Genomic DNA, 23,731 nt, shown 5'->3' on the forward strand with positions numbered 1-23,731 from the left:
CCACCTATCAAGGTTCCCAAATTAGCACATCAGCACATTCCCAAATTGTCTCACTTTTGCGGCATCATTATGAAACGAATCATCATCGCCATTGACGGCCACTCTGCTTGTGGCAAAAGTACCTTGGCCAAAGGACTCGCCAAGGCGCTCCACTACGCCTATTTGGACAGCGGAGCCATGTATCGCGCCGTGACTCTCTATTTTCTCGCTCACCAGATTGACTACCACGCTCCCGATGCCGTGGAGGAGGCCCTGCGCCACATCGAGATTCATTTTGAACGCATTGACGGTCAGAACCGTACCTTTCTGAATGGCCGCGACGTGGAACGCGATATCCGCGAGATGCGCGTGAGCGAGCACGTCAGCCCGGTATCGGCCATTAGCGCGGTTCGCAGGGCGATGGTGGCGCAGCAGCAGGCGATGGGCAAGCGGCGCGGCATCGTGGCCGATGGGCGCGACATCGGGACGGTCGTGTTCCCCGATGCCGAAATTAAAATTTTCCTCGTCGCCGACTTGGATGTACGCACCAGCCGCCGCCACCTTGAATTGGCTGCCAAAGGCATTGATGCAGACTGGAATGAAATTCAAAAAAACCTGCTCGAACGCGACCGGATTGACTCCAGCCGCGCTGACAGCCCCCTTCGACAAGCAGCCGATGCCATCGTGATTGACAACACCTTGCTCTCGGAGGAGGAGCAGTTGGAAAAGGCGCTGGCGCTGGTGCGGGCGCGGGTGGAGTCCTAAACGTTTGCTTCGAGGGCAAGCGACTCAATCGAGCTGCTCAAGCTGTTGGTTCAGCTGCTTGATTTTGCGCGGCAACCCCCATGTGAGTGCCGACAAAATCAGAAGGTTGACCAAAACCAACGGCACAACGAGGTAGAGCGACCAACGTACCCAAGCGTATTTCCAGAAAATGACGTAGAGGGCCACGGTGAGTGTTTCCCGAATCGCAAGTCGAATCCAACGACCGCGCAAGGAAGGTTGCATGACGGCGTAGATGATTTTCAACTTGGCCAGTTTTTGTTCGAGCGCATCGTGCTGCGCAAGTGGGGTTTGATTTTCCATGGCTTTCAAATTTCGGCCACTAACGGGCAGTTTGAAGTGAAAAGTTCCACTAGCGTTTCCCTACGTTTACGAAACCTTCAAGGTTTCGTAAACGTCACGCAAACGTCGCACACAATAAGTTATCGCTAAGTTTTTCATTCCCATTGTTCTAACGGCCTCACGCGCAGGATTTTTGCCGATTGAAAAATTCTGCAACATGACTTCTCCCGCACTATTTTCTCTCTACGGCAAAACCGCCATCGTCACCGGTGCCACTGGCCTGTTGGGCCGCCAACACTGCCTTGCGCTGGCTGAGGCGGGCGCGTGTGTCGTCGTCGCCGATTTGGATTTGGACACCTGTCTTGCGGTGGAAAGCACCTTGCCCGACCGCGACCATCTTTCGCTGCGGGTGGATGTGACCGACCCGACCTCGCTCGTCGCGGCGCGGAATTCGATTTTGGAAAAATACGGGCAAATAGACGTATTGGTGAACAATGCCGCCGTGAACGATATGTTTGAAAACCCCGCGTTGGCCGCCGAACAGTCAAAATTTGAACATTACCCGCTCGAAATGTGGCGCAAATCGCTAGAGGTGAACGTCACGGGCGTTTTTCTCGCCGCCCAGATTTTCGGCACTCCCATGGCTGAGCGCGGCACGGGCAGCATCATCAACATCGCTTCCACCTACGGCATGGTCGGGCCTGACCAGTCCTTGTACCAAAAACCCGACGGCGAGCAGGTGTTTTACAAATCGCCCGCCTACCCCGCCACCAAAGGCGCGGTGCTCAACTTCACCCGCTACCTCGCCGCCTATTGGGGCAAAAACGGCGTGCGTGTCAATTCGCTCTCGCCCGGCGGCGTGGCCAATGGTCAGGATGAGTGGTTTGTGGACAATTACAGCCGCCGCACCGCCCTCGGTCGCATGGCGCAACCCACTGATTACAAGGGCGTTTTGGTGTTTCTCGCCTCCGATGCCTCGGCCTACATGACGGGCGCGAATGTGGTGGTGGATGGGGGATGGACGGCGGTGTGAGGGGGAGGGGAATCTCGTTCCGAATCACGTTTACGAAACCTCGGAGGTTTCGTAAACGTCGCGTACCCAGAATACGTTTACGAAACCTCGGAGGTTTCGTAAACGTCGCGCTACTCCACCACCACCCGCACCGCGCCCACACTCGCTCCGCTTTGCAAACGCAAGAAGTATAAGCCTTTCGGCAGGTCGGAAAGGTCGAGCGAGGTCTGCAAGTCGCGCACCTGCTGTTGCGAACGCACCGTTTGCCCGAAGGCATTCAGCAAGGTGAGATGCGTGGCTTCGGAGGGCCATTCGTTCCATTGCACCGTGAGCGCGCCAGCGGTCGGATTGGGGAACACGCGCACCTGCTCGTTCAGCGCGACATCGTGGGTGGAGGTGTTGGGGTCATATTCGAGGTAGGCATCCAACAGGGCAAGGAAGACATCCACCAAGTCATTCATCGGCATTTGAGGAGTGCCGTTGCGGTCGTCGTTTTGTTGAACGGCAATAGCGATGTTGAGGTCAGGGAAGTAAAACCCAAACGATTGATAAATCAGGCTCCCGTCATGCCCCCAGTTTTTCAGAGGCTGCAGACCGATAAGCGAATAAGCGCCAAGACCGTATCGAATGCCTGTGGAGGCATTTTGCAGATAGTCCGTCTGCATGGCGGCCAAGGTGGCGGGTTGGAGCAGGTGTCCTCCGAACAGGCGCTCACAAAAACGCGCGATATCCTCCGGCGTTGAAATCAGGCATCCGGCCCCGGCGGCGATGCTGAATAGGCCATCCATCGAGATGCCGATGCCTTGCAGCCCTTCCACGGTGCCGTTGTTGTCCGCGTCGGCGAAGGCGTGCGAAAAAGGCTGGTTGCCTGCCGATTCCCACGGGTAGGCGAAGGTGCGCGTCAGGTTCATAGGGGTCAGGATGCGCTCGCGCACCGCTTCGTACCATGTTTTTCCCGTGATATTTTCGATGATACGCGCTGCCAGCAGGTAGTTGGTGTTGGAATAAGACCACGCAAGGCCAGTGGGGAAATTGGGTGCCAGCACATAGTATTTCAGGATGGTGTCGGTGTCCCAGATGCTGTCCAAGTTGGCCACCCAAGCCGTCGTCATGGCAGGATTCTCGTTGAGATAATCCGAAAAACCGGAACGGTGGCTCAGTATCTGGCGGATGGTCGCCTTGCCGTTCACGTTGGGGTATGGCGCGAGAAACTTCCCGATGCTGTCGTTGAGCGTGAGCAAGCCTTCGTCCACGAGCGTCAGCAGCGTGGCGGACACGAAGGTTTTGGTGATGCTGCCCATGCCCATCAAGTGATTTGTGGTCAGCGGGATGGGGAGCGGGAGCTCGGCGGCGACCCCGTGCGCGCGTTTCCAAGCCGAGCCGTCGGGCAGCAGCACAGCAGCGTTGATGCCTTTGATGGGCGTGGGGGCACACACATCGTCGAAAGCTTGGTTGAGGGCATCTTCGAGGCTTAGGAGAGCGGAAGGCGATTTGCCCGTCGGTGTTTTTTGGGCCAATCGGTCGTGCAGTGCATGGGCGGATTCGCGGAGCGGGGCACGCAGTTGAAGTTGTTGGGCAAAAACGTTGGCTCCGAAAAGCAAGCAGAGGAGGAGGAGGAGAGTTTGTTTTTTCATCGTTCAATTTGTGTGGTGAAATAATTGACTTGTTGCGGTGAGGTGCTTTGAGTAAAGGGGGGGCATTTTTTCGGCTGGTAAGGCAAATTTTGCAGTCGAAATCGGGCATATTCGGCGAAAAATTGAACGAAGCCAGTTGGAAAAAGGGCTTTCTCTTCGCCAAAGGCCTTCACCGCAATAAGTCTAATGGTTCAAAGTTCAGGTATTCGTTTGGTCTGATTGTTTGCAAGGGCAAGCCCGGGCGGCCTTTTTCGACGCATCGGCTTGTTTGGTCGTTGGGTGAATCGGTTCAATTGACTACCGACAGCGTCGTTCGGCACGCTCTGGGGCGATGCCCAACTTCAAGCAATTCCCACCAATTCTTCGAGGTGCTGCTCCTGCCTATGCGGTCGTGTAAACAAGCGTTTAAGCAAGTGCAAACCCTGCGTAAAGCCGCAATAAAAGATTTAAAATCAACATAACCCCCGCTTCATTTTCACGAAATATACGCCCAGCACCTTTGCCCCCATGCTTGGGGCCGAACTATCCCGCTCATTTATCGAAAAAGCCACTCGCATTCGGCTCCTCCTGACCGATTGCGACGGCGTACTCACCGATGCTGGGGTGTACTATTCCGCTGACGGCGAAGCGCTCAAACGCTTCTCCATGCGCGACGGCATGGGCGTGGAGCGCCTCCGCCAACTTGCCGACGTAGAGACTGGCATCGTCACTGGCGAGAACTCGCCCATCGTGGCCCGCCGCGCCGAAAAACTACAAATAGTGGAACTTCATCTCGGAGCAAAAAACAAACACCAAGTCCTATCCGACATCCTCAAACGCCGCCAACTTGCCCCCGAACAGGTGGCCTATATCGGCGACGACGTGAACGACCAAGCCGTCATGCAAGCCGTCGGCCTCACCGCCTGCCCCGCCGATGCCGAAGACGACATCCTCCACATAGCCGATTACATCTGCCAAAAACCCGGCGGCCACGGTGCCTTCCGCGAGTTCGCCGAGCGCATCATCCAAGCGAAAACCAGTTCACCCACACACGGCACCTCTTCCAAAAAATCAATTCTTATCAACTGATAACCAGCAACGAACAACCACTCATGATTTGGCTCAACACGAACAAAAAAATAGGGCAAGAAGAACCCACCTACATCATCGCCGAAATCGGAATCAACCACAACGGCTCGCTCGACATCGCCAAAAAACTCATTGACGAGGCCGCCGCCGCCGGATGCTCAGCCGTCAAGTTCCAAAAGCGAACCCCTGAACTCTGCGTTCCCCGCGACCAATGGAACATCGAGCGCGACACCCCTTGGGGCCGCATGACCTATATGGAATATCGCCACAAAGTGGAATTTTCATTTGTCGAATATGTGGAAATAAATCGCCACTGCCGCGAGCGCGGCATTGACTGGTTCGCTTCCTGCTGGGACGAGCTATCGGTGGACTTTATCGAACAATTCGACCCGCCGCTCTACAAAGCCGCCTCCGCTTCCCTTACCGACCACGCCCTTCTCTCGAAAATGAAAGAAACCGGCAAGCCCCTCATCATCTCCACCGGAATGTCCACCCTCAACGAAATTGTGGAAGCCGTCGAAGCCATCGGCACCGACAACCTGCTCATCGCGCACTCCACCTCCTCGTACCCCTGCCCCCTCAACGAGCTCAACCTGCGAATGCTCCACACCTTGCGGGAAATGTTCCCCGACACACTCATCGGCTATTCGGGACACGAGACGGGATTGGCCACGACGGTGGCGGCGGTGGCAATGGGCGCCTGTTTCGTGGAGCGGCATTTCACGCTCGACCGCGCGATGTGGGGAAGTGACCAAGCCGCCTCGGTGGAACCCACCGGCATGCACCGCCTCGTGAAAGACATCCGTGCGGTGGAAGAGGCGCTGGGCGACGGTGTGAAGCGCGTCTATGAAAGCGAAATGAGCAGTCGGAAAAAACTGCGGCGGGTGCAAAACGAGGAATTGGTCAACACATAAAATGTACGCCGGAACGCTGTTCCGGCAAAATGTTTAAAAGCCGGAACAGCGTTCCGGCGTACTGTTATGACTAAAAAAATCCTCTTCATCGGCGGTTCGCTCAACCAGACCACCATGCTCTGGCGTGTCGCGCAAGCATTGGAAGAACATGAGTGTTGGTTCACTCCCTACTACGGCGACGGCGTGGTGCGGGCCTTGGCCATGCGCGGTTGGCTGGATTTCACCATTCTCGGCGGAGTGGCGCGGCACGCGACAGAAGCGTTTTTTCAGGAAAAAAAACTGCAAGTGGACGAGCGCGGCGAACGCAACCACTACGATTTGGTCGTCACTTGCTCCGATTTAATCGTGCCGAAAAACATCCGTCACATACCCATCGTGCTGGTGCAAGAAGGTATGATGACCCCCGAAAACCTGACCTATCACTTGGTGAAGCAACTCGGTTTGCCGCGCTATTTGGGCAACACATCCATGACGGGGCTTTCGCACGCTTACCAAAAATTCTGCGTGGCCTCCGAAGGCTTCCGCGAGATGTTCGTCCGAAAAGGCGTGCGACCCGAACGCATCGAAGTCACAGGCATCCCCAACTTCGACGATTTGGAGCGATTTCAGGACAATGATTTTCCGCACCGCGACTTCGTTTTGGGCGCAACCTCCTGCCTACGCGAGAGCTTTCAGTACGAAAACCGCCCCGCATTCATCCGCAAGGTGCTCGAAGTGGCCGATGGGCGGCAAGTCATTTTCAAATTGCACCCCAACGAAAACCACACCCGCGCCCTGCGCGAAATCGAGCACCACGCCCCCCAAGCCATCACCTACACCCGTGGGAACATCCACCCCATCATCGCCAACTGCACGGCGATGGTCACGAAATACTCCTCCGTGCTCATGGTGGCGCTGGGAATGGGAAAAACCGTTTACAGCGACCTCGACCCCAGCCTCGCGGAGCGGTTGAGGCCAGTTCAAAACGGCGGCACATCGGCCAACCGCATCGCTGATATTTGTCGCAATTTTTTGTAAACCAATTTTTTGTCACGCTTTTACCTCTGAGCATCTGATGCGCATTTTTTGCCTCGCCCCGTTTGTCATCCTGTAAGGAACCGTCCGCTCTAATAGGGAAGTCGCGTGGGTTGCCCCGCCCGTAGAGGGGACGGCTCCCGTCAGGACGACAAACGGGGCACATCTTGAGTATGCGCATCCGAGGCTCGACCGCATAAACATGACAAATCAGATACGAACCATGAAAATCCTCCTCGTCGGTCTTGGCTCCATTGGGCGCCGCCATATAAAAAACCTCTCTGCATTGGGTGTGCGGCAGTTGGCTGCCGTCACGCAGCACCGTTGCCAGTTGCCCGCCGATGATTTGCCGCCCCATCTAACTTTTGAGTCCATGGAAAGTGGTTTGGAGTGGCGGCCCGACGCGGTGTTTGTGTGCAACCCGACCGCTTTGCACTTGCAGACCGCGCTTGAAGCCGCCCGCGCGGGTTGTCATGTTTTTTTGGAAAAACCCGTGTCGCACACGCTCGAAGGGTTGGATGAATTGACGGCTCTCGTGGAACGGAAGGGGCTGAAAGCCCAAGTCGGGTTCCAATTTCGCTATCACGGGGTTTTTAGGCAAATAAAACAGGCGCTCGCGGCAGGCCAAATCGGGAAAGTAGTGTCGGCGCACGCACATTGGGGCGAATACCTGCCCGGTTGGCACCCGTGGGAGGACTACCGCCACTCGTATAGCGCCCGCGAGGATTTGGGCGGCGGCGTGGTGCTCACGCTGTGTCACCCGTTCGACTACCTGCGGTGGTTGCTCGACGAGGCAGAAGTCGTCGTCGCCGTCGGCGGCCAATTGTCCGATTTGGAGACCGACACGGAGGACGTGGCGCTCGTGTCGCTCCGTTTCGAGAATGGCGCTATCGGCTCGGTCTATCTCGATTATGTGTCGAAACCCGCCAAGCATACCCTGCAAATCATCGGCACCCGGGGGCGCATCGAGTGGGATGCGGATTTGGGCGCCGCAAAAGTTTATTTCAATTCGTCGGACGAGTGTGGGCTTGGCTTCAAGACCATTTCCCCCGGCAAATTCTTCGAGCGCAACGAAATGTTCCTCGTCGAGGTCGCCGACTTCTTGGACTGCATCAAAAACGACCGCCGCCCGGCCTGCGATTTGGGCGACGGCATCCGGGCGCTGGAAATGGCGCTGGCGGCGAAAAATATGCTTGAAAAAACACCCACCGAATTTGTCGTTCTGTAAGAACCTGCCCGCTCTTAGTGCGCATCTCTTGCGATTTAACCTCGTAGAGTGGACGGATTCCGCCAGAATGACAAGGAAAATTGATACGAAATGCCCGACTATCCTAAAACAATCGCCCTCATCCCCGCGCGCGGCGGCTCGAAAAGCATCCCGAAAAAGAACATTCGGCTGCTGGGCGGTGCGCCGCTGCTGGCTTACAGCATAGCCGCCGGCTTGCAAGCCAAATGGGTGGACAGGGTGCTCGTCTCGACCGACAGCGCGGAAATCGCGGAAGTCGCGCTCGCATGGGGCGCCGAGGTGCCGTTTTTGCGGCCTGCGGAACTGGCCGAGGACACGACGACGGATTTTCCGGTGTTCGAGCACGCGCTGCGCTGGCTGGAGGAAAACGAGGGCTACCGCGCCGACATCATCGTACAGTTGCGCCCCACTTCGCCGCTGCGCCCAACGCATCTGGTGGACGAGGCGATTGAACTTTTGCGGAACGCACCCGATGCCGACAGTGTGCGCTGCGTCACGCCCTCCGGGCAAAACCCCTTCAAAATGTGGCGCATCGAAAATGGGGCATTGCAGCCGTTGCTGACACTTGACTTGCCTGAACCGTACAATCAGCCGCGACAGGCTTTGCCCGACACTTTTTGGCAGACGGGCCATGTCGAGGTGATGCGCCGAGAGACGATTATCCAAAAACATAGCCTGACGGGCGACGTGATTTTGCCCTGCCTCGTGCCGCCCGAATACGCCATTGACCTCGACAATTTGTACCAGTGGGACTATGCGGAACATGTTTTGGCGAAGTGGAATTTGGAGATTGTGTCGCCTGTGGGTCTGGCGCCAGCATGAAGCGCGTCGGTCCGGCAACGTCGGAAGGGTTCAACGTCGGAAGGGTTCAACGTCGGAAGGGTTCAACGTCGGAAGGGTTCAACGTCGGAAGGGTTCAAAACCCTTCCGACGTTCCGGTGTTCATTGGAATTTGGAAATTGTGTCACCCCATCTTTCCGAAAGTTTCGAATTTTCGGAAAGGCCGTTCCCATAACTTTAATGACTTTAAATCATGCGTGAGCAATTCTCTCGCGACGGCTACACCGTCGTTCGTTCGTTGTTTTCGCCCGAACAAATCGCTTTTTACAAACAAGAACTGGATGCCCTCTCGGTCGGGCGCAGCCAAAAATGGACTTTGCCCGATGGTGTCTGTCAGAACCGCCCGTTTTGGGATGTGATTTTCAATGAGAAAATTCTCGCGGCGGTGCGCGGATTGTTGGGCGAGGAAATCAAGTTTTTGCAACACAACGATTTGCACGTCGGGTTCTCGTCGTTCCACTGGCACCGCGACAGCGTGTGCCGCAGCTTTGGCAAAGGCCCCGACTGGGACGAATCGGCGGAGCCGTACCAGCTCGTGCGCGTGGGCATTTATTTGCAGGAAAAAACAGGCGGTTTTCGGCTCGGTCTCGTGAAAGGCACACATCGTCCCGACCGATTGCCGGACAACGAACGGCATTTTATCGAAAGCAAATTGAGCGGCCTGACGAAGGCGCTTTCGCTCATCGGCGGCAAAGACCCCCTGCACGCTCGCGCCGATTGGGTGGCGACGGAGCCGGGCGATTGCGTCATTTTCGACCCGCGTGCCATCCACACGGGCAGCGATTTTCAGGGCACGAAATACTCGTTTTTTGTGGCCTATGGGGTCGAAAACAGTCATTTCCGAAATCACTACAACTACTACCGCCACCTACGCGAGGATTTGAACTATCAAACGTTGCATCCCGAACTCGCCGCGCGCCTGCGCGACGCGGGTCTCTACGCCGATGAGTCGTTCGACGGCGAACCCATCGAAGGCGCTTGGTTGCCCTCAAAGGCGTTCTCGATGGTGGCGCGGCAGTTTAAATAGGTAACGTCGGAAGGGGTTTGCGATAACGTCGGAAGGGGTTTGCGATAACGTCGGAAGGGTTCTAAACCCTTCCGACGTTCTAAACCCTTCCGACGTTCTAAACCCTTCCGACGTTCTAAACCCTTCCGACGTTCCGGTGTCGAATCCACCGCATCACCACGGCACCAGCTGACACCTGAATTTTCCGCTTTTGAACGAGGTGTGTTTGGGATATAGCCACAGGTTGGCGTTGAAAAAAGTATCGGCGACAAAATGCGCCGAAAACTCCCCCTCCGCCACTTTGGCCACGGTGTCAATCACCGATATCCTGATGTAGTTTTCATCGCCATAAGACTCGTCTATCTCATAGCCCATTACCACCTCGTCGCCTTCACCCAAATAACGGCCTACTATTGCAAAAGCGATTCCGTCGTCCACGTTCCAGTTCACGTTGTTTTTGAGCGGGTAGGTTTTGGGCCGCAGCGCCATGTTGCCAAAAGTGAGTTGTTCTCTCAAAAAATCCCAGCCCGGTTCGTTGGTCGCGTGTGTGGTAAAAGCGCAAAAGAAGAAGTCGTTGCGCAAAAAATGAAAGCTGGCCCTCGCGGAGGCCTGCCAGTCTATGGTGTCGTTTTTGATGGCGCTGGCCCAGCCGTGTTTGCGCTGCCCTGGCGGGAAGTCGTTGGGCTTTAGCGCGAGGGGTGGCTGAGGCTCTATGGGTTCCGTGGGGTCGTGGTGGCAGGAGAAGGCCAGCATGGCTGCCATCGCAGCGGCGATTATTTTTTTCATGACTGATTCGTATATTTTTGTTTGATTGATCGCTAACGTCGGAAGGGTTCAAAACCCTTCCGACGTTCAAAACCCTTCCGACGTTCAAAACCCTTCCGACGTTCAAAACCCTTCCGACGTTCAACCGACGTTGAGTTCCGGTGCGCCTGATGTCAGAGTTTGAGAAATTTGGCCCTATATACATGAGCATTTTGTTGCGCTTGGCAGGTGTAAAAGCCGGATGGAAGCCGATGAACCTCCAATTTAGCCACCCGCTGAGCGCCGGTGTGCTGAACCAGCGTCGAATGTCTCATCTCGCCCATCGCGTCGAATATCTGAACCTGCCAGCTGGCATTTGACAGGGTGTTGGGCAATTCAATCTGAAGAGAGCCATCCGTGGGATTGGGGTAAAGCCTTAGGCTTACCTCATGGTTGTTGGCTGGCGCGTTGTCCGACAAAGGCCTTCCGCAAATTGCCACCGAAATTCTTTTGATGATGGTGATGACCTGAAGGTCGCCGGAAGTGACTTTCAGTTGCACGAACAATACGCTGGATGCCGGAGGGAGCAGGGTGGCGGCGGCATTGGTGCCGAACAGGGTGCCTGGGTCAGCGTTGAAGTTTCCTGTGGTGTTGTAGCGCCATTCGTAGGTGTAAGAAGGTTTGCCCGTGATGGGTAGCGCGGAGGGCACGACGGGTTGTATCTGCCCTCCCGTGTTGGGCTGCTCGACATGGGCACTCATTTCGACAGGCTCTGGCGATTCGGGTATGACGCAGATTTCGTCGGGGGCGGAGATGAAGACATCCCATGTGGCCGTGGCGATGAAGTTTTCCACGCCGCATCCGCGATTGCGAAATATCTTGGCGTTGTTTGAGGTAGCGGTGCCCGTCGGGACGCCGTTGTAGAAAATATCGGGATTGGAAAAGTGAAGGATGCGGGTGCTGCCCGGCGGGGTTGGGAGGCTCATTGTCTGCATGAGGGTATTTTGGTTGTCCTGTCCGCCCACTTTCCAGCCATGCCCACACAGGTTGTCAAGATTGGCGCTGTGCGGACAATTGTCCTGGAGGCCGGGGCCGTCGTGGTGCATATTGAGCAAATGGCCGAGCTCGTGCACGGCCGTCCAGCGCGGATGAAGCAAGTAGGGTCTCTCTACATAAGCGTAGCAGTTGTATATGCCGCTCCCGCAATTGTTGTTCACGTATGCCGCGCCCGCGCCACAGGCCCAATCCTCGCTTGTTATCAGGAGCACCAAATCGGCGCGGTATCGCTCTCTATCGCTGTTCGATTGCTGACGCAAATTGTTGAGCAATTGAAGACAGTCCTGAACGGGGGGGTATGTGAAATTGAAATTGGGAAGAATCTTGCTGATTCTCACTTTTTTTCTCGGGATGCCGCTGTTTTGAATGGCGATTCTCATGGCAGTTTCCACCGCAAGCCTAATCTGCGAGTAGGAAGGGTTGTTGGCGACGTACCAAGGCGTCGCGTCGGTCGTCACAAGCACCAAAACATCAATGACCGCCGGGCAATTGTTGTATTCTTCGTTGCAGGGGTAAAACTCAGGCTCTCCTTGGCTTTCACCCTCTTCCACTACCAGCTCGCATCCGTCGCTTGGCCCGAAGTCCCCGTCAATTTCCTGAAAAATAGAAAAACCGCCCCCAATAGGGGTAATATTGAACAATCTACCTTCGACCTGAACAAATGCACTGCGCTCGCCGGCACTTTGAACAATGGACATATAGCCGGGCTTGCTTGTGATGGCACCAAACCATGTGTAGCCCGTGGAATCGCCATACTCTAAACTGGTCATGTTGGCAACGATGTTTGAGTCGGCACCGAGTTGCGGGATACTAAAGCTTAGCACGCCATTTTGCTGCAACTGAGTGGGGTCGCCAAGATAGACAAGGTGAGCCATTTTTGAATAGGGGTCGGTCGAATAGTTTTGAAACTGTTGTTGTTGGTCAAGGGTTAGGCCGGGAGGGTTGGGGGGGGGCAAATTGAATGAGGGAGGTCTGTGCTGACAGATGTGGGGCAAAAGGGAGCGACATCGCCAGAAGAATGGTGTGGCAAAAGACTTTTTTCATGCGGAGATGAGTTAAGATTGTTAATGATGACTTTTGCGAGGTCAAAATTATGTGATAACTGCGCTTCTTTTGAAAAATTTTACCACAAAAAATTATTGATGTCAATCCTGTCAAAAAAACACCCTTGCAAATGTTCGACCTCGACAAATTGCTCCGTCGCTTGCTACCGATTATCTGTGTCGGCGTGCTCATCAATCTGGCTGTGACGTGGTATCTGGCTGACCGCAGCAATAGCCCTGATTGGTCGAAATTTTCTCCCGCTTATTTGCTGCTGGCAGCGTTGCTGTCGCTGCTGCCGTGGTTTTGGCACTGCGTCCGGTTGGCCATATGGGGGCGATTTTTTGGGGTAAAAATCTCCCATACGAACCTGCTTCGCATCGTGGTGGCCACCGACGTGGGTGGCACGGTGACGCCGCAGGCCGTCGGCGGCGCGCCGGTGAAAATGGCGATGCTGGTGCAACAGGGCTACAAACCCGGCGAGGCGGCGACACTGACGCTGTTGGGCAACTTTGAGGATGTGGTGTTTTACGCTTTTGCGATTCCGGTTTCGCTCGCGCTGGCGCGACCCTGGGAGAATCCGCTATGGCAACACGCGGGTGCTTTTTTGGGAAAAAATGGATTTTGGCTCGTCGGCGTTTTGTTGGTCGCGCTCGCCGTTTTCTTGTTTTTCAGACAAAAATCTTTTTCAAAAAACAGGCAGGCCAAACCCGAATCGCGCTGGCAACTGCTCAAGTCGGAGTTTAGGGCGGCGATGCGGCTCGTTCGCCAAAAAGGGCGCAAGCCATTTGTTTTGAGCATTTTGGCCCTGAGTGCCCAATGGCTGACGCGGTTTTCCATCCTGCTCGCGGTGTTGCTGGCACTGGGCCTGCCCGAGGGTTTGCTCCATTTTTTCCTGTTGCAATGGATGGTGTTTGTGGCGATGGCGCTCGTGCCGACACCCGGCGCGACGGGTGGGGCAGAGGCGGCTTTTTTGCTTGTTTTCGGAAAAATTATCCCCAAATCGGCAGTCGGCCCGGCGCTTACGGGCTGGCGCTTTCTCACTTACTATTTCATGTTGTTGGTGGGTGTGGCGATATTGTGGGCGACGCAGCGGTGGGCGGGCCCTATTCAGCCAAAATTGCCAGACACATAATTGAGGGTCAATTCTTGTGTTGGATTTTTAAAAATATCGGTTGTTGGGCCGTGTTCTATGAGGTTGCCGAGGTACATGAACGCGGTGAAATCGGCCACCCGCTGCGCCTGTTGCATATTGTGGGTGACGATGACGATGCAAAAACGCTCGCGGAGGCGGAGCATGAGCTGCTCTATTTTGTCGGTGCTGATGGGGTCGAGCGCGGAGCAGGGTTCGTCCATCAAAAGCACTTCTGGCTCCACGGCGATGGCGCGGGCGATGCAGAGGCGTTGCTGTTGGCCGCCCGAGAGTTCGAGCGCGGATTTGTCGAGTTGGTCGTGTACTTCTTCCCAAAGGAAGCTTTCTCGCAAGGCTTTTTCCACTTGCTCGCGCAGGCGTTGCGGATGATGCTCGCCATTGATTTTTAAGCCATAAGCCACGTTTTCAAAAATGGATTTCGGGAAAGGGTTGGGTTTTTGGAACACCATGCCGACGCGCCGACGGATGCCCGTGACATCCTGTGTTTTGCCCAAAATGTTTTTGCCATCCAGCATGATTTGCCCGCTCAGGTGGGCATTGGGGTTAAGGTCGTGCATCCGGTTGATGCTGCGCAGCAAGGTGCTTTTCCCGCAACCGGAGGGTCCGATGAGCGCCGTGATGGCATTGTCCGGTATTTCGAGGGAGATGCCCTTCAGGATTTCTTTTTTGCCGAAATGCAGGTGGAGGTTTTGGACGCTGAGTTTTGCTTGCATGGTAATTTATACCTTGATTCGCTAGGATTTGTCAGTTCACCATGATTGATGTCTTCGATTTTAAGCGGATTGCGCTTTTATCTATACTCAAAACTTGGAGATGTGAGGTATACTTTGTCGTCACAAGCGTGTCGTGGGAAAGGGGGGGGCTTTTTTTTTTTAACGAATTTTTTGCCGGTAACGCGAACGTATGAAAAAGGCCAGAATACTGATGATGAGCACAAAGCCGAGCAACACCAGCGCCGTGCCATAGGCCAAAGGCCGCACCTCCCGAATCGCGTGATGCTGCGTGGCCATGATGAACAGGTGATAGGGCATGGCCATGAACTCATCCCACACCGAAGCGGGCAAGTATCGCAGGTAAAAAGCAACTCCGGTGAACAGGATGGGGGCGGTCTCGCCAGCGGCCCTCGACAGTCCGAGCAGGCTTCCCGTCACGATGCCCGGCACAGAGGCGGGCAGCACGACCGAGTAAACGCTTTGCCACTGCGTGGCGCCCAGCGCGAGGGCGGCTTCCCGCAGGCCATTGGGCACGTTGCGCAAGGACTCCTCGCTCGTCGTGATGACGTAGGGCAGGGTCAGCAAACCCAACGTGAGTCCCGAAGAAAGCAGGGAGGCACCCAACCCAAATCCTTGCACGAAAATGGCGACCCCAAAAAGACCATAAATGATGCTCGGCACGCCCGCAAGGTTGCGGATGGACGCGCGTATCAGCCGTGTGCTTGCGTTGTCGCGGGCATATTCATTGAGATAAATGGCAGTGGCCACGCCAAACGGCACCGCAAAAACAGCCGTGATGAGGGTGACATAAACGGTGCCGACCACAGCAGGCAGTATGCCGCCCTCGGTCATGCCCTTGCGCGGATTGGTGAGCAGAAATTCCCAAGTAAGCACGCCTACCCCTTTGGAAAAGATGTCCCAAAGGATGTAGCCAAGCATGGCCACGACCACAAGTGTGCAAACGAAGAGGAGGCGCATGGTTAGATTTTATACCTGAATCGCCGGGCAATTTTTTCCGACAAGATGTTGACCAACAAACTAATTCCGAACAAGACGGCACCGACGGCAAAAAGGGAAAAATAGTGCGTGGTGCCTTGCGCCGTCTCACCCAATTCGATAGCAATGGCGGCGGTCATGGTGCGTACCGGGGCAAAGAAGCCACTCGGAAACGCCGAGGCGTTGCCCGCAGCCATGAGCACCGTCATGGTCTCGCCCAATGCGCGACCCAAACCAAGCATCACCGCGGCGAGAATGCCCGACATGGCGGCTGGCAGCGTGACGCGCCAAAGCGTGAGGGACCGATTGGCGCCCAAAGCGAAGGAGGCTTCCCGAAAAGATTGCGGCACTGCCCGGATGGCATCTTCCGCGACCGTGATGATGGTGGGCAAGGCCATGACCGCCAGCAGCACCGAGCCGTTGAGGGCGTTCAGGCCATTGCTCAGCCCAAAAATTTTGGCAATCGCAGGCGCGACGACGGTGATGCCGATGAAGCCGATGGCAACGGACGGCACCCCGGCGAGCAATTCGATGGCGGGTTTCAGCACGTTGTAAACCCTCGGTGGCGCCACCTCTGCCAAATAGGCCGCTGTGCCAATGCCCAACGGCACGGCTATCAACATGGCTCCCGTGGTGACGAGTAAAGTGCTGGCCACCAACGGCAAAATACCGTAGCGAGCCTCCCCAAAAGCAGCGGGGTTCCACACCGTGCCAAAGAAAAACTCGGCGAGCGAAATGTCGGTGAAAGCTTTTGCCCCATTCCACACAAGCATGGCGAATATGCCAAACAGCACAATGACAGACAGCCAACCCGCCCATTGAAAGGCAAGGGCAGCCAATCGGTCGCTTTGGTGCGCGGTCAGTTTCATGCGCCTGCTTATTTGTTGATGGCTACTTCTGCGTTGAGCAGCTCGATGTCTGCCGCGTGTTGTGCTTTGGAAATAGGGTAATAGCCGTTCTTGCTGACAATGGCTTGCCCTTCCGCGCCGATGGCGAAAAGCAAAAATTCGAGCAACCGACCGCTGGGCTTGCCGTTGACGTACTGGTAGAGCGGGCGCACGATGGGGTACTGGTCGCTTGTGATGTGCGAAGATTCTAGCGGTGAGTAGGCCGTTTGCCCTTTGGCGCGGCTCACTTTGAGCAATTTTACGCCTTGGGGCAGGTCGCCGCTTTTTTCGAGCAAATAGCCGACACCAACATAACCAACGCCTGCCGGGTCAGTAGAAATGGCCTCTACAATCTGCGCCGTGCCGTTCATTTGCTTCAACGATGCGCTGTATTCGGCATTGAGCACCTCGTCCCGAAAATAGATGAACGTCCCCGAGTTGCTTTGCCGCCCATAGAGCGACACGTTCATATTGGGGCCGCCTATTGCGGCCCAATGGCGTACCTCGCCTTTAAAAACACGCGCCAACTCGTCCATTGTCAGGCTATCGAGCGGGTTTTGTTCGTTGACGATGATGGCAAGCGCATCAATGCCAAACACGATGGGCAGCGGCCTGATGCCGCGGGCCTCTGCCATCTTCAGTTCATCGGGCTTCATGGGGCGGGAGGAGTTGGCGATGTTGGTTTTGCCGCTCAACAACGCGGCCACGCCAGTGCCGGAGCCTCCACCCGTGACGGCGATGGACACGTTTGGCTCTTTTTCCATGAACGCCTCGGCAAGTGCCAACGCGACGTTCACCTCCGTATCCGAGCCTTTGATGAGGAGGTTCTCGATGGAGTTTGAACTTTTCTGACAGGAAATTAGCAAGAGTATAAGCAAGACCCAACCTGCGATGCGGCTCATAGAAGCTCTTTTTTCGGCTTCAAAAGTAGCGGGGAAGTAGCGGGTGTGTGTTAAGTCAAAGCTAAGTTTACGGGGAGGCGCAAGATTGTGGTCAGCGGCTTGGGCATGAGGGCTATCGGACGGGCCTTGCGGTTTTTAGAGGCACGGGAGCAACCCCAGAAGTCATCAGATGTTTACAACAATCAAATGGTTCATTTCAAATTGTTGCGGAACGTAGAGTGGAATGACATTCCGCACATCCCGGAATATCATTCCGGTTTACAAGTGTGGCAATTTGAAACGCACCCCAACCAGAAAGGCATTCGAATCAGCTATTCTCGGTTTGTAAGAGGTGTCATCATTTGAGGAACGAAAAAAGTGACATCTCGGCCAGTTTTTGAGGTGTCACCCCTCCATTCTTCCGGGATGACACCTCAGAACCCGCCAAGGCGAGAATCGCTGCATTCGAATTGGTTTAATGTTGCTTTTTCCTGATTACTTTTGGCAAAAAATGAAACAGCTATGACTTTTCTCAACCCTTTCTTGATATCGCGCCATCGTTGGATGCTGTCGCTTTTTCTTTCCGCTGGCCTACTTGCCACTACAAAGCCCGTACGGTCGCAACTGATACCCGCCGGAGGTCCACCTGGAGTACTGGTGGTGGATATGGCTGTGACCGACTCGGCTATTTATGTGGCTTCGCTACATAGCCTGTATCGCTCTTCGGACTATGGCTTGAGTTGGACGAAACTGTTGGACATCCCTTTCAACAAAAACTTGAAAGGCACAAACCTTTTTCTGCCAGTGCAGTGGATGGTAAAGGCACTTCATGACAAGGTGTTTTTTCACTATCATGATGACTCCTCCTATCGCTTGCTCGTCAGTGTTGACCGGGGAAACTCTTGGACGACACGTTCCTATCCCACCTATAACAACCAAAAGGTGTATTCGGGACAATGGGCGCTTACCGATTCTCTCTTCTTGCTGCGGAATGGGAAACGGATTTTTTATTCCAGCAACAATGCAGTGTCATGGAGTTGGCTCCCTATGCCCGGTCATTCTGATGATGGACTCGGAATGGCGGTTGACGGGAACTGGGTGTATTGCTGGAACAATGATTCCCTTTTTTTGAGCCGCGACTATTTGAAGACTTGGGAAGGCAATGATTTTCAGGGCTTCGGCAACCTCAAAGTTCAAAACGGTTTTTTGTTTGCTCGAGCGTCCGAAGCCAATGGCATAAAAAACTTTTGGGCTTCGAAGGGCTGGGGGTTGCCTTGGGGAAAAAAAACCAACTTGATGCATTTGAGCGAGTTTGATGTAGTAGTTGTGAGCGATACCGTTCTGCTCTGGCCTAATTTTCCCTGGGAAAATGAAGATTATCTTTGGGTGGGTGATACCGCGCAATTGCAATTCACCAAAGATTTGACACGAAGAACTCCGATAAAAGGATATTTTTCGCTTATGGACACGAGGTTGATGGAAATTTCAGACCGATTGTTTATTCGCTCCCCTAACCGTATTGGTTTTTCTTCTTACGGCCATTCTTATTGGTTCCCGTCTCTCTGGCATTCTGACGATTTTGGCCGACGATGGACGACAAGGGAAAATACCCTCGAGGAGCCGATGCTCAACGACCTATATGCCGACGGAGAACGCATTTGGGCAGCCACCTCCTCAGGACTTTTTTACCAAATCGCAGGACAAGATGACTGGCAGAGCAATGATACCATCGGTTTAGCTATTTTTTCTGCAACTCGGTTTGACGGCCAGCTCTGGAAATCAGTGTTGCAACTTGCCAGTGTGGCAGAGATAGGATTGTATGCCTCTGATGATGAGGGCAACTCTTGGCACCAAGATTTTAGCGCATCTGACTATCCGCTGATTTCCACCCCTCTTGCACTGTTCCAGTATTTTGGCGGCAGTGTTTTCAGGCGATTTCCCGACGACGGAGGCTGGAAGGAGATTTCGGATAAAATCCCCGGTCAATTTGTCAACTCAGGTATACTGGATGTCTATTACAAAGGACTGATTTTCACTTACGACGACCAAGGGGTGCTGTACAGTTCGAGCGACGCAGGCGAGCATTGGAATATGTTTCCTTTTCCGACCAATATCTATACGCCGCTGCACTTATTGACAATGGTTGATAGCATGCTGGTGTTTGTGGGAGGGCGACGAGACCCTGTTGAACAGGAATATCAATTTGAAGTGTACAGATGGCACGACGATATCGAGCAATGGACGCTCCTTTCCAATAGTATTAAGATATCATATTCTTGGGAAGACCAAAACCACTATCGCAAAATTATCGGTCTTGTTTCTCACGCTGGCAAGTGGTTTTTGGTCGTGAGAGGCGTTGGCATTCTCGAATCTGTGAACAATGGTGCTGATTGGAGCATATTGGCCAACAACGATGTCGCCAAAAATGCCATGGACGTGGAAGTGGTTGGAGATTGGCTATATGTGGGTAGCCAGTTTTTCGGCGTGTGGAAAATGAAATTGGATGCAGTGGGGCAGCAATATATTTATACCCGTAGGGAAATGCGTCTATTCCCTAATCCCAATGATGGCCATGTGGTTCGCCTCGAAGCCACTCAACCCTTGGAACGCATCTGGGTTTTCGACCTTGATGGCAGGCTTGTACTTGAAAATGGCCCGACCAACTCATCGGTAACACTGTTGAACTTGTCGGGACTGTCTTCGGGATTTTATTTTGTAAAAATACTGGATGCGGAAGGTGTTATGACGGTTCAAAAAATGCTGGTTGCGAGATAATTCTGGTCAGTTTCGCCCCAAAAGAAATTGCTCCGCTCCTTCCAAATCATCCGTGCTAATCAAATCCACTCCGGCCTCGAGCAGGGTCAGCCAAGCGTTCGGCTGGTCAGGAATGGCCCAGAATCGGAGTTTTTTCCCTTGTCGGTGCGCTTCGTGGGCAAGCCTTTCCAACTTTGATTTTTCCTGAGCGGGCATCGCGCCCTTGCCGCGCCATTTGAAGTGTTTTTTAAAATTGTCGCTCACGACGGGCATTGCGCTCGCGGCGAAGTTTTTGCTCAGGTCCGGCAAACGGCCATCCACCGCCGCCACTTCTTCCGCGTCGTTCAGGATGTGCTGCACGGCACGGTTGCCAGAGACGAACACTTGAAAATGAGGGTTGCACTGAAAGAGCGGGTATTGCAGCAGTTGTTGGCGCAACACGCGGTAGGTCGCCAAAGAGTCGGTTTTTACGTCCACCATCAGGTAAAAGACGCCGTCGTAGGCAGGGTAAATTTTCCCGTTTTGGCTGGCCAACAGTTTGCTCAAAGGCTCGAGATACACTTCGCGGAGGGTTTTCGCCGGAAACATCTGAGGGAGCCAATGCCCCAAATACAATTCGCCGCCCACCAAATGAACATCCGCTTCGATGCTCGTGAAGCCTTTGGACAAGGCCTCCCACAATGGATTGTCGTGCAAGTAATCGTTGTGGGCGTGTGCATTGGGCAACGCGACCGAGGCAACGAGCGGTTCTCGATTTTGAGAAGAAAAATCCACGGCCCGGTCGCTGTGGAACGAAGGGACAATCAAGAGCAGGAGCGAGCTTTGCCAGTAGTTCCTGATGGGCCAGCGTCCTCGCCGGGGTGTCGGCAGGTGTTTTTCGTTTTGCATGAGGAATTGGTTTTTACACCGAAATTCCTCGTAAAGGACGAAAGGGGGTGTTATGCCTGAATTAACTTAACATCAAGCGTGTGTGAAAAATCACGGGTTTTCATACCACTGGTCATCAAACTTGGTAGGATGCTCCGCCGCAGGCTCTTTGTGGCGCAAAGCAATGATGACTTGCCAAATAATGAGCGGCGGCACCGCCATCATGGCCAATGCGGCGGCCACAGGGTGGAGGTTCGACACCGCGACAAGCCCCAAGAGGGCAATGAAAATGACTGGGATGGACTGTTGAAGTTTCATGCAAACGTTGCGTTGAGCGCGAACGCCATTACCGCAGGAGCGCCCGGATTCCCACAAAACCTCGCGCACCCTGCACTGGCGCGTAATTGTACGAAGGGTCGAACGTGTAACCGTTGGGATTGTTTACCGGGTCGTTCACCCGTTTGTCGAAAGGGTCGTGCGGGCGCATGATGACATCTTCGCGGGGATAAAAATTGAACAGGTTTTTCACGCCGGCGTACACCTCAAAGCCGCCCGGTGACTGGCGCCGAGGCTTCCACGTCACCTGAATATTGTGAATGCTGAACCACGGCGACTCAGCCGGGCGATAGTCGTTCGGAAACACTGGCAGCCGCATGGGGCTGTTGAGATGGCCGTTGTAGTCGAGCGTCAAATTCCACTTCACAATAGGGCATGAGAGCGACCAATTGCCCGTGAAGCGTGGCGTATGGATTTGCCACGTCTTGATGTCGCCCGCCACCACGCTCACATCCATGAGCGTGAATCCCGCCATCGCTTTTAGGCCATTGACGAAGTTCCAGTCCGAATTGAGCGAAAACCCCATGTTTTCGGCGTAGCCTGCTAGGTTTTGGTAAATGATTTTTTCCGGGTCGGTGTCGTAGTCGGCCACTATTTTGTTGAAAAAATAGGTGTAAAAAACCGTCGCGTCGAAGTTGATAAACCCGAACGAAGTGTTTTGAAAGCGGGTGTAATTCAGGTTTGTGTTCCAAGTGCGTTCCGGCTCCAATGCCTCCGCAAACACCACCTGCCGCCCTCCCGTGAGCGCCGCGTGGTCTTCGCTAAACACATTGACGACGCGGAAGCCACTACCAGCAGAGAGGCGCAGAGTGTTCTCACTGTCGGGGTTGTATTTCAAATTCAAGCGCGGCGAAAGGATATGGTCGTGACGAGGGTCGTGGTCGTATCGCAAGCCCGAAAGCAGTTTCCAGCGTTTGTTGAATGTCCATTCATCCTGCACAAATACGCCGGGTAGCCAAGTACGTTGGGGTGCGTTTTCGAGATTGTTGTTGGCAGTCACGGGTGTGTTGTCGTCGTAAAACGTGTAGCGCGTGCTCGTGCCGAACAGCAAGTCGTGGCATCGGCCTGCCTTTCGCTCCCAAGTCAGTTGGCCGAAGCCAATACGCTGGTCGGCGAGATAAGGCATATCCCCATAGTAGCTGTCCTGTTTGTGTCGGTTGTAGGAAAAACTGAACAGCACTTTCTCATTTTCAATAGGCAACTGATAGTTGCCGATGATTTCATAGCGGTTCGTTCGGATGCTCTCGCCATAGATGCTGTCGGTGCCGCGCCAGCGAGGCTCCCACTGCAATTCGCCGCCGTAGCGGTCTTCCCAGAGGTAGCGGAACGCGACCGAGGCGAGGCGATTGTGTTTTCTTTCAAAACGCCATTTGTTGAAAACGGAAAACCGCTTTTGCAAAGTCACGTCGGTAAAATTGTCGTCGTTGAGGTCCCAGCGGTTGGTGAAGTGAAAGTAATTGGCGCTCAAAAGGGTGCTGGCCTTTCCAAACATGAGCGAGCCTGCGGCATCGGCGTTGTATTCTCCGTAGGTGGTGCCGTTCAAATCAAGGTGCAATTCGGGGCGTTCTGCCGGGTCTTTCGTGATGATATTGATGAGGCCGCCCATTGCTTCCGAGCCATAGAGCGATGCGGCTGGCCCTTTCACGACTTCCATGCGTTGCAACACGCTGTTTGGGATGCCACTCAGGCCATACACCGTCGAAAGCCCGCTCACAATCGGCATCCCGTCAATCAATACCATCGTGTACGGCCCCTCCATGCCGTTGATGTGGATGTCGCCAGTGTTGCACACGTTGCACTGGAGTTGCGGGCGCACGCCGTTCACCATCTGGATGGCATCGAAGAGGCTCGGTGTGGGGTTTCGGAGGAAAAATTTGGGCGAAAAAACCTCTACCGGCACGGGACTGTCGGCCTTGCGCATTTCCTTCATGGTGCCAGTCACCACCACTTCTTTCAGGCTGCTTTCATCGGGCGACAGGCGGATTTCGATTTCTTTATCATTGATTTTCAGCGGAATGGCCTGTTTGACGTAACCAATGAGCGACACGATGATTTTTACTTTATCAGCCAGCGCGGGCACATTCAGCAGGAAAAAACCCGCCGTGTCGCTCAACGTTCCGGCGGGGGAAGGGGCAGTCATTTGCACGGTAGCAAAAGCGAGTGGCTCACCCGTGTGCGCGTCGGTGATGCGCCCCTTCAAGATGCTCGTTTGGGCTGATGCAAATAAGGCCTCAAGCAAGATTAAGACGGCGAGGAAATGTTTTTGCATTGTAAAATTATATTTTTAGCCTTGTCTAAAAATTATTACAAAGGTATTTTTAATTTTTTTTGAAAAGCAATAGGGCGCGTGCGTTTTTGCAAAAAAAATCCCCGATGCGTGTCGCACATCAGGGATTCTTGCGTGAAGGTGTTGCTTGCAAGGTTAATTCAGCCATTCTCGGTTTGCAAGAGGTGTCATCTTTTGAGGAACGAAAGAGGTGACACCTCGGCCTGTTTTTGAGATGTCACCCCTCCATTCTTCCGGG

21 protein-coding genes are annotated in these 23,731 nt (G+C 54.3%); 10 read left to right on the forward strand and 11 right to left on the reverse strand.

Annotated features, from left to right (window positions below; translation table 11 throughout):
- Positions 1-69 precede the first annotated feature (69 nt).
- Complete coding sequence (gene cmk, locus KIS77_00555) at positions 70-744, forward strand: (d)CMP kinase (protein ID MCW5920810.1); 675 nt, start codon at positions 70-72, stop codon at positions 742-744.
- A 24-nt stretch (positions 745-768) separates the two neighbouring features.
- On the opposite strand, the gene KIS77_00560 is transcribed toward cmk, so the two are convergent.
- Complete coding sequence (locus KIS77_00560; GenBank protein MCW5920811.1) at positions 769-1,065, reverse strand: hypothetical protein; 297 nt, start codon at positions 1,063-1,065, stop codon at positions 769-771.
- Between the two features lie 196 nt (positions 1,066-1,261).
- On the opposite strand from KIS77_00560, the gene KIS77_00565 reads away from it, so the two are divergent.
- On the forward strand, positions 1,262-2,077 hold the full coding sequence (locus tag KIS77_00565) for an SDR family oxidoreductase (protein MCW5920812.1): 816 nt from the start codon (positions 1,262-1,264) through the stop codon (positions 2,075-2,077).
- A 110-nt stretch (positions 2,078-2,187) separates the two neighbouring features.
- On the opposite strand, the gene KIS77_00570 is transcribed toward KIS77_00565, so the two are convergent.
- Entirely contained in the window at positions 2,188-3,690 is a 1,503-nt protein-coding gene (locus tag KIS77_00570) for a serine hydrolase (protein ID MCW5920813.1), read from the reverse strand.
- Between the two features lie 507 nt (positions 3,691-4,197).
- Here KIS77_00570 and KIS77_00575 point away from each other — a divergent pair.
- The 6 genes from KIS77_00575 (at position 4,198) to KIS77_00600 (ending at position 9,799) form a co-directional block, all read left to right on the forward strand.
- The gene (locus tag KIS77_00575; protein MCW5920814.1) at positions 4,198-4,758 is read left to right on the forward strand and encodes an HAD hydrolase family protein; all 561 of its coding nucleotides are present in this window, start codon (positions 4,198-4,200) and stop codon (positions 4,756-4,758) included.
- Between the two features lie 23 nt (positions 4,759-4,781).
- On the forward strand, positions 4,782-5,672 hold the full coding sequence (locus tag KIS77_00580) for an N-acetylneuraminate synthase family protein (GenBank protein MCW5920815.1): 891 nt from the start codon (positions 4,782-4,784) through the stop codon (positions 5,670-5,672).
- A gap of 66 nt (positions 5,673-5,738) precedes the next feature.
- Positions 5,739-6,689 carry a hypothetical protein gene (locus KIS77_00585; GenBank protein ID MCW5920816.1) on the forward strand — a complete coding sequence of 317 codons (951 nt, stop codon included), beginning with the start codon at positions 5,739-5,741 and terminating at the stop codon, positions 6,687-6,689.
- 220 nt (positions 6,690-6,909) lie between these two features.
- Positions 6,910-7,914 carry a Gfo/Idh/MocA family oxidoreductase gene (locus KIS77_00590; protein ID MCW5920817.1) on the forward strand — a complete coding sequence of 335 codons (1,005 nt, stop codon included), beginning with the start codon at positions 6,910-6,912 and terminating at the stop codon, positions 7,912-7,914.
- A gap of 90 nt (positions 7,915-8,004) precedes the next feature.
- The gene (locus tag KIS77_00595) at positions 8,005-8,754 is read left to right on the forward strand and encodes an acylneuraminate cytidylyltransferase family protein (protein ID MCW5920818.1); all 750 of its coding nucleotides are present in this window, start codon (positions 8,005-8,007) and stop codon (positions 8,752-8,754) included.
- A gap of 211 nt (positions 8,755-8,965) precedes the next feature.
- Complete coding sequence (locus KIS77_00600) at positions 8,966-9,799, forward strand: phytanoyl-CoA dioxygenase family protein (protein ID MCW5920819.1); 834 nt, start codon at positions 8,966-8,968, stop codon at positions 9,797-9,799.
- Positions 9,800-9,952: 153 nt separating this feature from the next.
- Here KIS77_00600 and KIS77_00605 read toward each other — a convergent pair whose 3' ends face one another.
- Positions 9,953-10,564 carry a hypothetical protein gene (locus KIS77_00605; protein MCW5920820.1) on the reverse strand — a complete coding sequence of 204 codons (612 nt, stop codon included), beginning with the start codon at positions 10,562-10,564 and terminating at the stop codon, positions 9,953-9,955.
- Positions 10,565-10,716: 152 nt separating this feature from the next.
- A complete protein-coding gene (locus KIS77_00610) occupies positions 10,717-12,453 on the reverse strand; it encodes a zinc-dependent metalloprotease (GenBank protein ID MCW5920821.1) in 1,737 nt (578 codons plus the stop codon).
- Between the two features lie 299 nt (positions 12,454-12,752).
- On the opposite strand from KIS77_00610, the gene KIS77_00615 reads away from it, so the two are divergent.
- Positions 12,753-13,754, forward strand: coding sequence for a flippase-like domain-containing protein (locus tag KIS77_00615; protein ID MCW5920822.1), 1,002 nt, complete (start codon positions 12,753-12,755; stop codon positions 13,752-13,754).
- Here the strand turns inward: KIS77_00615 and pstB are convergent.
- The 4 genes from pstB to KIS77_00635 all read right to left on the reverse strand — a co-directional run bounded on the left by pstB (position 13,730) and on the right by KIS77_00635 (position 17,270).
- Positions 13,730-14,485, reverse strand: a complete 756-nt coding sequence (gene pstB / locus KIS77_00620; protein MCW5920823.1) for a phosphate ABC transporter ATP-binding protein — start codon at positions 14,483-14,485, stop codon at positions 13,730-13,732. The genes KIS77_00615 and pstB overlap by 25 nt on opposite strands.
- Positions 14,486-14,644: 159 nt before the next feature.
- The gene (pstA, locus tag KIS77_00625; protein MCW5920824.1) at positions 14,645-15,463 is read right to left on the reverse strand and encodes a phosphate ABC transporter permease PstA; all 819 of its coding nucleotides are present in this window, start codon (positions 15,461-15,463) and stop codon (positions 14,645-14,647) included.
- A 2-nt stretch (positions 15,464-15,465) separates the two neighbouring features.
- A complete protein-coding gene (gene pstC / locus KIS77_00630; GenBank protein ID MCW5920825.1) occupies positions 15,466-16,350 on the reverse strand; it encodes a phosphate ABC transporter permease subunit PstC in 885 nt (294 codons plus the stop codon).
- 8 nt (positions 16,351-16,358) lie between these two features.
- Positions 16,359-17,270 carry a PstS family phosphate ABC transporter substrate-binding protein gene (locus KIS77_00635; protein ID MCW5920826.1) on the reverse strand — a complete coding sequence of 304 codons (912 nt, stop codon included), beginning with the start codon at positions 17,268-17,270 and terminating at the stop codon, positions 16,359-16,361.
- A 501-nt stretch (positions 17,271-17,771) separates the two neighbouring features.
- On the opposite strand from KIS77_00635, the gene KIS77_00640 reads away from it, so the two are divergent.
- Positions 17,772-20,024 (forward strand): T9SS type A sorting domain-containing protein, encoded by a 2,253-nt coding sequence (locus KIS77_00640; protein ID MCW5920827.1) that lies wholly within the window; start codon positions 17,772-17,774, stop codon positions 20,022-20,024.
- A 6-nt stretch (positions 20,025-20,030) separates the two neighbouring features.
- Here KIS77_00640 and KIS77_00645 read toward each other — a convergent pair whose 3' ends face one another.
- The 3 genes from KIS77_00645 to KIS77_00655 all read right to left on the reverse strand — a co-directional run bounded on the left by KIS77_00645 (position 20,031) and on the right by KIS77_00655 (position 23,475).
- On the reverse strand, positions 20,031-20,891 hold the full coding sequence (locus tag KIS77_00645) for a phosphatidylinositol-specific phospholipase C/glycerophosphodiester phosphodiesterase family protein (GenBank protein ID MCW5920828.1): 861 nt from the start codon (positions 20,889-20,891) through the stop codon (positions 20,031-20,033).
- 90 nt (positions 20,892-20,981) lie between these two features.
- Positions 20,982-21,188 (reverse strand): hypothetical protein, encoded by a 207-nt coding sequence (locus tag KIS77_00650; protein MCW5920829.1) that lies wholly within the window; start codon positions 21,186-21,188, stop codon positions 20,982-20,984.
- Positions 21,189-21,216: 28 nt separating this feature from the next.
- Entirely contained in the window at positions 21,217-23,475 is a 2,259-nt protein-coding gene (locus KIS77_00655; protein MCW5920830.1) for a TonB-dependent receptor, read from the reverse strand.
- Between the last annotated feature and the right edge of the window lie 256 nt (positions 23,476-23,731).

The organism is Saprospiraceae bacterium, from assembly GCA_026129545.1.
Classification (GTDB): Bacteria; Bacteroidota; Bacteroidia; order Chitinophagales; family Saprospiraceae; genus M3007.

Bases quoted from the DNA above. Each gene is read 5' to 3' on its own strand.
- cmk (MCW5920810.1), top strand. From the start codon at position 70: ATGAAACGAATCATCATCGCCATTGACGGCCACTCTGCTTGTGGCAAA.
- KIS77_00560 (MCW5920811.1), bottom strand. From the start codon at position 1,065: ATGGAAAATCAAACCCCACTTGCGCAGCACGATGCGCTCGAACAAAAA.
- KIS77_00565 (MCW5920812.1), top strand. From the start codon at position 1,262: ATGACTTCTCCCGCACTATTTTCTCTCTACGGCAAAACCGCCATCGTC.
- KIS77_00570 (MCW5920813.1), bottom strand. From the start codon at position 3,690: ATGAAAAAACAAACTCTCCTCCTCCTCCTCTGCTTGCTTTTCGGAGCC.
- KIS77_00575 (MCW5920814.1), top strand. From the start codon at position 4,198: ATGCTTGGGGCCGAACTATCCCGCTCATTTATCGAAAAAGCCACTCGC.
- KIS77_00580 (MCW5920815.1), top strand. From the start codon at position 4,782: ATGATTTGGCTCAACACGAACAAAAAAATAGGGCAAGAAGAACCCACC.
- KIS77_00585 (MCW5920816.1), top strand. From the start codon at position 5,739: ATGACTAAAAAAATCCTCTTCATCGGCGGTTCGCTCAACCAGACCACC.
- KIS77_00590 (MCW5920817.1), top strand. From the start codon at position 6,910: ATGAAAATCCTCCTCGTCGGTCTTGGCTCCATTGGGCGCCGCCATATA.
- KIS77_00595 (MCW5920818.1), top strand. From the start codon at position 8,005: ATGCCCGACTATCCTAAAACAATCGCCCTCATCCCCGCGCGCGGCGGC.
- KIS77_00600 (MCW5920819.1), top strand. From the start codon at position 8,966: ATGCGTGAGCAATTCTCTCGCGACGGCTACACCGTCGTTCGTTCGTTG.
- KIS77_00605 (MCW5920820.1), bottom strand. From the start codon at position 10,564: ATGAAAAAAATAATCGCCGCTGCGATGGCAGCCATGCTGGCCTTCTCC.
- KIS77_00610 (MCW5920821.1), bottom strand. From the start codon at position 12,453: ATGGCTCACCTTGTCTATCTTGGCGACCCCACTCAGTTGCAGCAAAAT.
- KIS77_00615 (MCW5920822.1), top strand. From the start codon at position 12,753: ATGTTCGACCTCGACAAATTGCTCCGTCGCTTGCTACCGATTATCTGT.
- pstB (MCW5920823.1), bottom strand. From the start codon at position 14,485: ATGCAAGCAAAACTCAGCGTCCAAAACCTCCACCTGCATTTCGGCAAA.
- pstA (MCW5920824.1), bottom strand. From the start codon at position 15,463: ATGCGCCTCCTCTTCGTTTGCACACTTGTGGTCGTGGCCATGCTTGGC.
- pstC (MCW5920825.1), bottom strand. From the start codon at position 16,350: ATGAAACTGACCGCGCACCAAAGCGACCGATTGGCTGCCCTTGCCTTT.
- KIS77_00635 (MCW5920826.1), bottom strand. From the start codon at position 17,270: ATGAGCCGCATCGCAGGTTGGGTCTTGCTTATACTCTTGCTAATTTCC.
- KIS77_00640 (MCW5920827.1), top strand. From the start codon at position 17,772: ATGACTTTTCTCAACCCTTTCTTGATATCGCGCCATCGTTGGATGCTG.
- KIS77_00645 (MCW5920828.1), bottom strand. From the start codon at position 20,891: ATGCAAAACGAAAAACACCTGCCGACACCCCGGCGAGGACGCTGGCCC.
- KIS77_00650 (MCW5920829.1), bottom strand. From the start codon at position 21,188: ATGAAACTTCAACAGTCCATCCCAGTCATTTTCATTGCCCTCTTGGGG.
- KIS77_00655 (MCW5920830.1), bottom strand. From the start codon at position 23,475: ATGCAAAAACATTTCCTCGCCGTCTTAATCTTGCTTGAGGCCTTATTT.